Raw genomic sequence first — 12,607 nt, forward strand, 5'->3', positions numbered from 1 at the left:
TAAGACTTTAATTTATATAGTGTTTTTTTCTTCCCATCTATATTTTGGAAAAAAGTCGGGAGCAGTATCTTTAGTGAAGTTTCTATTGGAAACTAATGCGTTATAAACATCCTCATTAACTATATAAGTCCAAATTTTAAAAGGTCTATAATTTTTTGATAATGAGGACTTAAAATCAAACAAACTGTCTTGTTTATTGTTTAGGCCACCACCTAAGTTAAAGTAGGAATAATTAGCGTTATAGTAATCCAACCTAATTTTGTTAATTAAAGCTCTAAGTGGGGAGAGGTGCAAATAATTCTCATTCGTTCCGGATAAATGATATTGAATAATCTTATTTGTCCTGATTATTAAAGCAGCAGAAATAGTTTTGTTGGTTTCTTTATCCACAGCATAAACAATGTCTGTTTCAAATTCATTACTATTAATGAAGCTTAAAAAATAGTCCTTACTAAAATAGTAACTCTTATGTGCGTTTAAGCGATCCATATTTTCATAATATAAATCTATAAAGGATTCTAGGTGAGCTAAATCGTTACTTTTTTTTATATCCAGATTTTTTTGGGCTTTCTTTAAATATCTTTTTGCTGTTTTAGAAAATGCTAATTCTTGTGTTTCATAGGATTCTTTTAAATCAAAATATACTACGTTGCCAAGGGTTTTAATGGCGCCTAGGTTTTCAAGAATATCTTCTTGCTTATCTAAAAAGGGATGTAATCTACTAAAAACAGAAATTATTTTTTGCTTAACTAAGAATTCATTTAAATGTTTTTTATAATGGGTATTATCAAATTTAGTAGTCCAATTATTTCGTAGTGGACCAGCATATCCATAAACCGAAGTTGCATCATAAAATGTTGTTCCTTCAATAGGTCTTATAAGTAATGGTAAACAAATAATAATATCGTCTTGTATGTATTTTATTAAAACAGCGGTTTCATTCTTTAATTTAGATGACTGGTGGTAATCATATGTGTGATAAAAGTCATAATGAGACACTTCAGCGAGGGTTTCTCGCCAAAGGTTCCTTTCATTTATTAAGGTTATACTTATATTTAAATTTTTAATTGTCATTGTTTAGTTTAGAAAATTTCATTTTTTAAAGAAGTTTTAAGAGTATTAAATATTAATAACATACCACGGTATAATTATTTAATTATCTATTCATAAACCTGTAAAACGGAAAGAAATATTTCTTAACCTCATCTTTATGTGAATTATTGTAATCTTCATGTTTGTTTTTACATAGGTTTTCATAAACTTGGTAATTGTTTATTTTTCTTCCTGTGTAGAAAACTATATCATCATCCTTAGGAAAAAAGGCTTTCTTACTTTTATATAGACCATCGCCATCGCTTAAGCCTCCGCCTAATACATAATGTTTTAATTTATTTTTAATGGCCCATCTAATAATTTCAACACGTAAAAAATCATTAGGTCTATGGCTAAAGTAGTTAGCATCGGTACCTCCTAAAAAAGCAAATAATGTATCTTTATTTTTTATAATTAATTCTGCAGATATAGGCAGGCCATCAAAATAAGAAAAGGCCATAAGTATTTCAGATCTATGATTGGAAATTAACTCTTTAAAATATTGTAACGAAAAAAAGTATAATTCTTTTGCATTATTTCGTTTCATAGTGTCTGTATAGATATTATAAAACGTTTTAATTTCTTCTTGAGTTATTTCTTGTTCTTGCAGAATTTTAAAGGTTAGGTTATTTGTTACAGCCTTTCTATAGTTATTTCTAACCTTAGGAAGGAATTTTTCCCATTGTAGGTCGAAATCGGATTCTAATGTTCCTTTAACATTTAAAAGTGTTGAAATGAGTAGGCCAGAATAGCTAATGTAATTTCTGTTTAAGCTAAACCGAATAAACTCTGTAACCACATTCTTTTTTTCATACCAACTATCTATAGCTTTCCAAAAGGCTTGTAAATCGATGGAGTTAACTTGCTTGCCGTCGTATAAAGGACCATTGTAACCATATGGCGTTATAGTATCATAATATTCCTCTTGAGAGTCTTTTGAATCTATTTTCCTAAGTATTACGGGCATTATAATTTTAACCTCGCCGTTTATTTTAAATTGGAAGCATTTTAGGGTATCTGTCTCGCTAACAAAATATTTCAAATGATCGTATGAATAATATACGTTGTTATTCCAATTATTTTTAAGTAAGGTTTTGTAGCTTTCAATTTCTTCAGTACTGTTTAATTTTACACTTAAAAAATCGTATTCTTTATTTAGGTTTTCTACTGGATATATGTCGTTATAAAGAATTTTAGATAAAACTTTAGATAACCATATTATTCTACCACAATGCTCTACATGCCATACAGCACGGTTTTCAATAACATTACCGGCAAGCATTGGTCCCATAACATGAAGGTTCTTACTACTTTCCAATGCGTTATTTACATGAAAACCTATATTAGATTGGTTTGGAACACAATATTTTTTTTGTAACAGGTTTTTGTAAAGTATTGGCAGGTCGTCATGTTTTAAATTTTTGCCGCCAACACAATTTATAATAATATGATACGCTTTTTTAGCTGTTAAAGTTTTGCCCGATTTAGTATCTAAATAAGTTAAAAGGTAGTCACCGTTATTATCTTTTTCTAAGTCGCTAAATCTTCCAGCTATGTGCTCGAATCTATTTTCTCGTTCTAGCTTATCTATAACGTTTGTGTAATGTTGTCCAGCACAACGCTGTCTTTTTCCTATCGCGTTTCCATATTCGCAAGCAAATATTTCAAGCTCTTTTTCGTTTAAAGAATTTAACAACACGCCAAAGGCTTTCGAAATAATTTCAACCGTAGATGCGGGACCTAAATTAATGTCATCAGCGAGGTCTAAATCTTTAAAAGTGGCCTCTGCAATAATTTGGGCTGTTAGTTTGTTACAGGTTTTTAAAGCCTCTAAATGTACAGGTTTAAATTGCTGTTGTTTTTCAAAATTTATAGTAGTATCAGGTATTCTGCCTTGCGTAGAAAGGAATGTAAAATTTGTATTATTAAAATTCTTGTCTTTAAAATCGTTAATTTTATATATTAGCTCTAGTGCACTAGCATTAGCACCAATAATTAAAATATTTAATGTTTTATTGGTATTTACCCCAATAAAATTTTGAATTTTATCAAGAGATACTTTTAGTTCTGGCTTATATGGGTTGTTTAAAAAAAGGAGGTTGTCTTGTTCAATTATTCTTTTATTTTTCCACAGATAATTTGTTGGTAAAGAACCTACAGAAAGCACAACCTTTTTCGATTTTATATCATCCTTATTTTCTATTTTAATAGTGTACACACCGTTTACACGTTCAATATCAATTACTTTTCCATTGATTTTATTTAACTCTATTTTATTGGTTTTCCTAAGCTTTTCAGTTTTGGCTTTAATTAATTGATCCATATAACACCCAAAAAAACGCCTAGGAATAAATAAATCTTCCCATCTGTTATGTTTTATATCGTCATGGTTGTTAGTGAGCCAGTCTTGAGTTAAAGTTCCACCTTCATTTTTAAGTTCTTGTAGCAGCCAATTTTTATTACTATTTAACCAGGCAATGAATAAGCCTAATTCGGGCTCAATTAAAAAATTTCGTAATGACGTTATTAAAAGCGTTGAATATCCAGATCTTTCTCCGTAGGGTAGGCCTAAGTTAAATTCATGGTATTTCTCAATAATGTTTATAGAGATTTTTTTACCATTAGTTTCGTCATTATTAATGAGTTTTAAAAAATTTAGGATACTAAAGGAAGTTGATATACCCGATCCAATAAATGTTAAGTCTGTAATTTCTTTAGTACTGTCCACTTTAGTCATTATTATTAATTTTTAATACTCTTCCTGGGTTACCTACCATTGTAGCGTTTTCGGGAACATTTTTAATTATAACTGTACCAGCACCAATTAAACAATTTGCGCCTATTTCTTTTACGCCAGTCATGACTGTTACACCCATTCCTATGTATGCGTTTTGTCTTACATTTATTAAGGCTCCAACATTTACTCCAGAGGACATAAAAACTCCATCTTCCATGTTGACATGATGAGCTATTGTACTATCCATATTAATCATAATATAGTTTCCAATTGTAGTATGTGGCATAACAATATTTCCAGCAAGCATATACACTGCTTCGCCTAAGCTTACATCGGGTCCAATAGATACCGTTTTATGAATAAAACTTGGAATTTCATAACCTTCTTTTTTTAAAGTAGATAGATATTTTGAACGTATAATGTTATTTCCAATTGGGCAATAAACCTGTTGGATTTTATTTTTAAATTCTGAACTAAATAAATCTTTATATTGTCCTAACACAGGAATATTTATAACCTTTTTACCTATTAATTCTTTATCATCATCAATAAAACCAACTATATTAATTCCATCTTCTTTTAGGTAGGAAGCGTAAACTTGTCCTTGTGTGCCAGCACCTATTATAACTGCGTTTTTCATTGTACTTGTGTATTTCCTTTAAAAGCTTCCATATTTACTTTTCCACTGCTATTTATATCTTCTTTTTTTATAACTTTTTTTATAGTCATTAAAATTATTTTGATGTCTGTTTTAAAACTTATATTTTGAACATACCAAACATCTAGTTTAAATTTTTCTTCCCATGAAATAGCATTTCTACCATTAACTTGTGCCCACCCTGTAACACCTGGTTTAATGGAGTGTCTTTTTCGTTGCTCTTTATTATATAATGGTAAATAACTAACAAGTAATGGTCTAGGGCCAATAATACTCATGTCTCCTTTAAGAACATTAATTAATTGTGGAATTTCGTCTAACGAATATTTTCTTATAAAAAGTCCAACATTAGTTACCCGATCTTTAAATGGAAGGAGCTCTCCATTTTCATCGGTATTATCATTCATTGTTTTAAACTTAATAATTTTAAATAGTTTTTCGTTTTTCCCAGGACGGTTTTGAAAGAAGAAAGGTTTCCCTTTATTAGCAAATAACAAGAAAATAAGTACAAATATAAAAATGGGAGATAAAAGGATTAAAGCTATTAAAGCAATAATAATGTCTAAAATTTGTTTTAATACTAAATATGGGGTCATTTTTAACGATTTTTCTAACATATAAAATTAGGTAATGCTATTTGCTTTTTATTGTTTTTGACGGATAACGTTTAAGTACGATTCAACATTAGTATTGTCAACCGCGACATCTTTAGAAGACAAAACTTTAAATACAGTTTTAACTAATATATTTAAATCTAACTTAAATGATAGATTATCAACATATTCTGCATCAAAATTTAATTTGGTATCCCAGTCTAAATTATTTCTGCCGTTTACTTGAGCATAACCTGTAATACCAGGCTTAACAGTGTGCCTTTTTTGCTCATTTTTAGTGTAATAGGGTAGGTATTGTGGTAACAAAGGTCTTGGGCCAATTAAAGACATGTCGCCTTTAATGATATTAAATAATTGCGGCAATTCATCAATAGATGTTTTTCTAATTATTTTACCAATAGTTGTTAAACGATACGTGTCTGGAAGCAGATTACCATTAGCATCCTTTTTATCATTCATTGTTTTAAACTTTACTATTTTAAATAATCTTTCATTTTTACCAGGTCTTACTTGAAAAAAGAAAGGTTTACCTTGATTGGCAAAAAATAATAAAATAGTGGCTATAATTATTAGTGGTGAAAACAAAATTAAGGCTATCAATGCAACAAGGTAATCTAAAAATGGCTTTATTATATTTTTGTACATACCAGTTAATTCATTGTAGTTTTAATGGCCTGTAAAAGATCTCCAATATTATTCATATTCATTAAGTCCATTAACTTAAATTTTATATTAAACTCTTGTTCAATTTCATTAATTATCATCATGTGGGTTATAGATTCCCAGCCTTTTACATCGTTAGCGCTAGTGTCGTTATTTAAAACAAAGTCTTCATGTTCTAATACTTTTACAAAGGCAGCTCTTACTTTTGTTTTTATTGTTTCTTCATTCATAATAGGTGTATGTTAGTTTTTTAAAAAAAAGGTTCTTAGTGCCTTTCTATCAATTTTTCCGTTTAAACTATGTGGAAACTCTTTAATAAAGCGAATATGCCTCGGAATCATATAATCGGGCATTTTACCTTTTAAATAATCAAAAATATAATCAGTTTCAAATGGGGCATCTTCAAAAGCTAATCCTAGTTCGGCGTTACCTAAATCGTTAGTAATATCAATTGCTACTATGTTCGATTTCTTTTTAGAAATAGCTTTAGCGTGATATTCAATTTCAGCCAATTCCACTCTGTAGCCTCTTATTTTTACTTGAAAGTCTGCTCTTCCAGCATATAAAAAATCCCCGTCTTCATCCTTTAAACAAAGATCTCCGGTTTTGTAATAGCGTTCCGTTTTACCATTTTCCTTAATATTAAAAAAGCTAAGCGCATTGCGCTCAGGATTTTTCCAATAGCCTGGTGTAATTTGTGGTCCCGATAAACATAATTCGCCCACCGTGTTTAAAGGCACTTCTTTATTATTTTCATCAACAACTAAATACTTGGTGTTTTTTTGTGGAGTGCCAATGGCAATAATACCATTTAATGCCTTTGTGTGGGTGTGTTTATTATAAGGGTAAAAGCCACTATATACTGTAAACTCGGTTGGGCCGTAGTAGTTAAAAATTTTGCAATTTGGTAGGCAATTACTCCATTCTTCAGCAATATTGTTATGTAAAGCACCACCACCAAAGCTACAGTAACGCACATGTGGCGAGTTAATTTCTGCAAAATAAGGGCGCAAATAATTTAAAATAGAAGGCACCATAGTAAGCACACTTAACTTTTGTTCTTGTATCAGTTTAAATATATAAAAATACTTAATTGCATTTTTAGGAATAGTATAAATACAAGCTCCTGCTAAAAGTGGAAATAAATAAGTAACCACAGAAAAATCGAAGGTGAGCTCGAACATTTGTAAACAGCGGTCTGAAGCTAATAAATTAAAATCAGGTTCAGCATCTATAGCATCTACTAAACTATTTACGTTATTAAAGGTTATAGGTACACCTTTTGGTTGGCCAGTAGTACCAGAAGTAAATAAAATATAAGCAATATCTTCTGGATTTACTTGTTTACATTCTAAATTTAGTTCTGTAAATTTTAACGATTTAGATGCTACCACATTATAATCGGAATAGATAGAATTCTGAGACGAGTCTATAACGGTGTTAGTTTCGGTAGCTTTAAAAATTTGAATATTACGCTCCACGGGGGTAGATGGGTTAACAGGAACGTAAGCTCTTCCTTCTAGCCATAAGGCTATAATACTGGCGTAGGTTTGTAAGTCATCGTTAGTAACTAAACCTATAAGTTGCTCTGAAGGGTCTATATAATTTGCTATATGAAATCTAATTTTAGATATTTCTACAGCAAAGTCCTTATAGGTATAAAATATATTGCCAATATAAAAAGCATGCTTGTTGGAATGCTTTAAAATAGATTGCTGTAAATTAACGATATACTCCATATTTTTTTAATAAAAATGACCATCTCTATTATACAATGTTATGCCTTCATAATCAAAAATAGTATCGTTGTGTACAATACCTTTTTTGGTAACTTTATGAGTAAACACAGAAAAATAACGCTTATTTAAATTATCAGATAATTTAGTATCATCAGTAAAAATAAAATTGCGTTTAGATTTTAAAAGGTTTTCCATTAATACGTCTACACACACATCATAATGCTTAAGGTCTTCAACTAAAAAGTATTTAACATTAAATTCATTATAATTTATTATGTATGATAAGAAGCCAATTATCGATTCGTTTTTCATAATTTTTAAATTATGAATATGAATATTATCACTTATACCAGGTTGTAAGTTTGTATATGGCTTTTTATGATTTAAAGGTATTTGGAGATATTGTGTATTGCTTAGTTGCCAATTTACATAATCTTTTGTTTTTAAAATTAGGTCGTTTTTACACAAAGGCTCAATAAAATGCCAAGTTGGATTATCCAATTCATTTATAAATTCGTAGGTTAAATGTGCTGTTCTCTTACCTAGTTTTAATTTATTTATAAAGCGAATCAGTTTTCCTGTTGTACCATCAATAATATCTAAAAGAAACTTCACGGGTTTTAAAAACTGAAATCGGCCTAAAAGCATAGAGCGATCTAAACTGTAAAATATGGTGTGTCTTAATCTCGATGTTATAACGCGAAAAGGACGTTTATCGTAAAAGTCCTGCACATTTTCCGTATAACTTTTTATTACCACTTGGTTTTGTACTAATTTAACAGCATAATCATATATGTACGTACCTAAAACTGTGGTTTTATATTGTTTAGCCACCCACCAATCAATCATCCAATATACTTTTTTTAAAGGTTGACTTTGCATATTAATAACATCGGGGAACATGTAAATAAACGCTACCATTTTATCCTTCTCCATGGCTAAAACTCCACAAAAATCTTCTTCCTCAATTCTGTTGTTAGCAATTAACCAAATAGCTTTACTTTTGGCCATTGGCGCTAAACCAGATTTCCAAAATGTATTATTTTCAATATGCTCTCTTAACTTACTTTTAGTTAAGTTAACGATTTCTAAATCTTCACTCATTGGTTTTGTTATACGTGTTGGTATTTAGTAAAAGCAACAATCTCATTCAAATATATAATTATATGATTAGCAATTGGTGTTCATTTATATATTTACGTTATTCATTACTTTTTTTTCGATAAGAGGTTCATAAATTAAAGTTGTCTTATAAATAAAGTAACACTTATGTGTGTTGTAAGAAAAACAACACTCAGAAAATTACATTAATCAAGATGCTTATTTATAATTTTAACCAAATTATTATTAAATAGGGTAGCACCTTTATCGTTTAAGTGCGAAGGGTCCCAAAACAGGTCTAGTTTATTAATATAATCTGGTTTGTTAAGGTAATTATAAAACGGTATACCTTCTGCTTTAGCTATTGCTTGTATAGTTGTAAAGGATTCATTTTTAGATAAGTCGCGCTCAATAAGTTTAGGCGAGCTAACAAATATTAATTTAACATTGTGCTTTTTAGTTTCGCTAATAAAATCTTTAAGTAATTGCACAAAAATTGGTTCTATTTGCTCGGTGTAAATTTTTTTTGGTGGATGTTGGGTATAAGACACCAATTTTTCTGGAGTCATTTCTTCTTTTAAAGGTCTATATCCTTTTTGTGCTATTTGTGGAGCAAACTTATATTTTAAGACATGAACAATTGTAGAATTATATTGGTATGCCTTAAATAAAAGCTTAAGGTCTTTATATTTAGATTTTAACTTTAAAAATGGGTTTAAAGTTGCTTTATTATCACCATAATAAGGATGTAAGTCACTAAGTCTACTAAAGGCTATATCCGATTTAAAAAGGAACTCTTCATCTATATTAAAAACAATTAATTCTGGTCTATGCCTTTTTAACAGCATTTTTTGAAGCGCCGTATGGTAAATAAGTTGTTGTCCTTCTGCACCGGCATTGTAGCAAGTTTTTCCGGTGCTTTTTTCAATTATAGAAGGTTTGTAGTGTCTAATAGCATGCGAACTCCCAATAACCATAATAGCGTCTTTAGATTGGTTTATTACGTACGATGATCGCGCAAATTTTCCCGTTTCTTGACTTAAAAATAGTTTTTTAGCTACTATACCAAAACAAAAATCTATAACTAGAATAACTACAGCAAATTTTAATATTAATAAGGTAACACGTTTTATTTCAGTTGTCATAATTATTAAAATTGAAAATATATAAATTGACTATTACCAAATACACCCAAATAAAAAATTATAAAAACAATAATACCGTACCTTAAATGTGTAGCTGTAGCCTTTAAATATTTAGGAAGCACTAGGTAGTTATTAAAAAACTCTCTTTTTAGTTCGCTTAAAACAAGTATAAAAATGGCTATTACAGTATAAACAGGAGCCGTAATATCATCTCTTCCACCAATATATGGAATTCCAAAATTGGTAAACATATCTTTAAAAATTAGTACAGCTTCACTTAAAGAATTGGCCCTAAAAAACACCCAGGTTAAATTTATAAGTACAAAGGTGAGCGCTATATTAATAAGCCCCGACCTTTTCTTTTTAAAAATTAAAGTTTCGGCAATTAAATAAAGGCCATTAATAGCGCCCCAAATAACAAAGGTCCAATTAGCACCATGCCATAAACCACTTATTAAAAATGTTATAAATAAATTAAATAAATAACGTCCTTTTTTAGATTTATTTCCTCCCAATGGAATGTACACATAATCTTTAAACCAGGTAGATAAACTTATGTGCCAACGTTTCCAGAACTCGCCAACCGATGCCGCAAAATAAGGTCGATTAAAATTTACCATTAATTCTAAACCAAATAATTTAGCAATACCAATAGCTATTAAAGAGTAGCCCGCAAAATCACCATAAATTTGAAAAGCAAAGAAAACTGTGGCCACCATAAACGTTATACCATCATGGTTTTCTACATTATTATAAACAGCATCTACATAAATAGCCGCTCTATCGGCCACGACTAATTTTAAAAAGAAGCCCCAAATTATAAGTTTAACGCCCGAGGCTATCTTACGTTTTGTAAAAACTCTAGATGTTAATATTTGAGGTAATAAATTAGACGCTCTTTCAATAGGACCCGCTACCAACTGCGGAAAAAACGAAACAAATGCGGCAAAACTTATAAAATTAGTTGTAGGTTTTAGTTTGCCTCTTTTAATATCAATAGAGTAGGATAGCGTTTGAAACGTATAAAACGAAATTCCTACAGGAAGTATAATATTTAAAGTCCAGCTGTTTTGCACTGTGTAACCAAGCAGACTTAAGGATTCTATCCAAGAATTCACAAAAAAATTATAATATTTAAAAAAGCCTAAAAGTCCCAAGTTAAAAATAATGCTTGCAAGCATCCATTTTTTCTTAGTAGCTGTTTCTTTAGAGTTATAAATTTGTATTCCTACAAAATAATCGACAATAGTACTTGTAGCAATTAACATTAAAAACCGGTAATCCCACCACCCATAAAACACATAACTACTAACTAATAAAATTACATTTTGTAATTTTAAATTTCTTTGAGCTACCCAATATAAAAGAAGTACTAAGGGTAAAAACAGAAAAAATATGGCAGAATTAAATAACATTTATTTGTTTTCTAGGTTTTTATATTCTTGTAAAAGGCCATCCCAAATTACTTGGCGTTGGTAGCGCTTTACAATAAGTTCTCTACATTTAGCCTTATCGTAAACAAAAGTTTTATTATATATTTTTAACATGGCGTCGTGTAAGGCATTAGCATCTCTAACAGGAATAATACAGCCATTTTCGCCTTCAATAATTATTTCATTACAACCATTTATATTAGTAACAATGGCAGGTAATTCCATGGCACCAGCTTGCATTACTACATTAGGAAACCCTTCGCGATAACTAGGGAAAGCCAAAACATTGGCAATAGCAAAATAAGGTCTAACATCGGTAGCCCAACCTGTAGATATAATTTGTGGGTTGGTATCTTTTATTTCTAATGTTTTTTCATCTAAGGGATCTAAATCTGTTTCAAAATCGCCTACCAATAAAAGTTTAGCATCTTTATGCGTTTTAGATATAGTATTAAAAGCTTCTAGAAGTTCTTTTATACCTTTATCGGCCACTAGACGCCCAACATAAATAAATACAAAGTCGGTTTCTGCAATATTTAACTTTTGTTTTAGGGCTTTGTTTTCGGTTGTATTACTAAAATGATTTAAACTAAAATGATCGACATCTATACCATTAGAGCTCCCATGTGCTATAACTTTCAATTTATTTTTGGTAGTAAACTTTTCTTCTAAAATAATATCATACAAACCATGGGAGTTTGGATAAATCATAGAAGCGGCTGCATAAGTAATTTTTTCAACCGTGTTTAGTAACCATCTTTTTTTACCTGTAGCCACAAGTAACGGTAAACCAGCAATGGTATGCAACCTATGAGGTACACCAGCAAATTTGGCCGCAATCATGGATAGTGTTCCTGCTTTAGGCGTATGCGAGTGTACTATAAAAGGCTTTTCTTTTTTAAATAATTTATAGAGTTTATATACCGAAATCAAATCCTTTATTGGTGTGATTTTTCTAGTCATATCTATAGCAACTGTAGGTACATTTTCTCTTTCCGAAACCATTTTAAGAAGGTTGTACTCATCATTGGAGGAAATTGCAATAACATTGTAATGCGCCGACATAAATTTAAGTTGACCATAAAGTAGACCTCTTAGGGATGCTGGTACTGTTGTAACTCTAATAATTTTTTTCTTCATAAAGACTTTAATATCTGCGTATTTCAAGAGGGCGTAAATATATAAAAGTTATTTTGTTATGTAAACGGTTTCTTAGTTTCTATTTACTACGTTGGTAATAAAGTGGCATTGTAGTTTAAATAAAAATTAAATGTGATTTACATATATATTTAAAATAATTATATAAAGTGTATAAAATTTACATGATACAACTATAAAAAGCTTATAAACAGCTAGTTAAAATTGTTATTTTTTATTAACAAAAGGTCTATTATAAAATATTTGCTATTATTTTTACGGCTCGAA

General features: G+C 30.0%; 11 protein-coding genes. All 11 read right to left on the reverse strand.

The window, feature by feature from the left end; genetic code table 11:
* Nucleotides 1-12: 12 nt before the first annotated feature.
* The 11 genes from BMY96_RS06810 to BMY96_RS06860 all read right to left on the reverse strand — a co-directional run bounded on the left by BMY96_RS06810 (nucleotide 13) and on the right by BMY96_RS06860 (nucleotide 12,322).
* Nucleotides 13-1,074: a hypothetical protein gene (locus tag BMY96_RS06810; RefSeq protein ID WP_092850757.1), complete on the reverse strand. Its 1,062-nt coding sequence runs from the start codon at nucleotides 1,072-1,074 to the stop codon at nucleotides 13-15.
* 82 nt (nucleotides 1,075-1,156) lie between these two features.
* Nucleotides 1,157-3,829: a GNAT family N-acetyltransferase gene (locus BMY96_RS06815; protein ID WP_092850759.1), complete on the reverse strand. Its 2,673-nt coding sequence runs from the start codon at nucleotides 3,827-3,829 to the stop codon at nucleotides 1,157-1,159.
* Entirely contained in the window at nucleotides 3,822-4,469 is a 648-nt protein-coding gene (locus tag BMY96_RS06820) for an acetyltransferase (protein WP_092850762.1), read from the reverse strand. The genes BMY96_RS06815 and BMY96_RS06820 overlap by 8 nt, the downstream gene beginning before the upstream one ends.
* Nucleotides 4,466-5,083, reverse strand: coding sequence for a sugar transferase (locus BMY96_RS06825; protein WP_092850764.1), 618 nt, complete (start codon nucleotides 5,081-5,083; stop codon nucleotides 4,466-4,468). The genes BMY96_RS06820 and BMY96_RS06825 overlap by 4 nt, the downstream gene beginning before the upstream one ends.
* A gap of 48 nt (nucleotides 5,084-5,131) precedes the next feature.
* Nucleotides 5,132-5,746: a sugar transferase gene (locus BMY96_RS06830; protein WP_092850766.1), complete on the reverse strand. Its 615-nt coding sequence runs from the start codon at nucleotides 5,744-5,746 to the stop codon at nucleotides 5,132-5,134.
* A gap of 5 nt (nucleotides 5,747-5,751) precedes the next feature.
* A complete protein-coding gene (locus BMY96_RS06835) occupies nucleotides 5,752-5,994 on the reverse strand; it encodes an acyl carrier protein (protein WP_092850768.1) in 243 nt (80 codons plus the stop codon).
* A 12-nt stretch (nucleotides 5,995-6,006) separates the two neighbouring features.
* A complete protein-coding gene (locus BMY96_RS06840) occupies nucleotides 6,007-7,503 on the reverse strand; it encodes an AMP-binding protein (RefSeq protein WP_092850769.1) in 1,497 nt (498 codons plus the stop codon).
* 6 nt (nucleotides 7,504-7,509) lie between these two features.
* Nucleotides 7,510-8,607: a hypothetical protein gene (locus BMY96_RS06845; RefSeq protein WP_092850770.1), complete on the reverse strand. Its 1,098-nt coding sequence runs from the start codon at nucleotides 8,605-8,607 to the stop codon at nucleotides 7,510-7,512.
* A gap of 203 nt (nucleotides 8,608-8,810) precedes the next feature.
* On the reverse strand, nucleotides 8,811-9,749 hold the full coding sequence (locus BMY96_RS06850; protein WP_092850771.1) for a hypothetical protein: 939 nt from the start codon (nucleotides 9,747-9,749) through the stop codon (nucleotides 8,811-8,813).
* 5 nt (nucleotides 9,750-9,754) lie between these two features.
* On the reverse strand, nucleotides 9,755-11,164 hold the full coding sequence (locus tag BMY96_RS06855; protein ID WP_092850773.1) for an MBOAT family O-acyltransferase: 1,410 nt from the start codon (nucleotides 11,162-11,164) through the stop codon (nucleotides 9,755-9,757).
* The gene (locus BMY96_RS06860; protein ID WP_092850775.1) at nucleotides 11,165-12,322 is read right to left on the reverse strand and encodes a glycosyltransferase family 4 protein; all 1,158 of its coding nucleotides are present in this window, start codon (nucleotides 12,320-12,322) and stop codon (nucleotides 11,165-11,167) included. It lies immediately after the preceding gene.
* Nucleotides 12,323-12,607 lie beyond the last annotated feature (285 nt).

It is taken from the genome of Algibacter pectinivorans (assembly GCF_900112595.1).
GTDB classification, from domain to species: Bacteria; Bacteroidota; Bacteroidia; order Flavobacteriales; family Flavobacteriaceae; genus Algibacter_B; species Algibacter_B pectinivorans.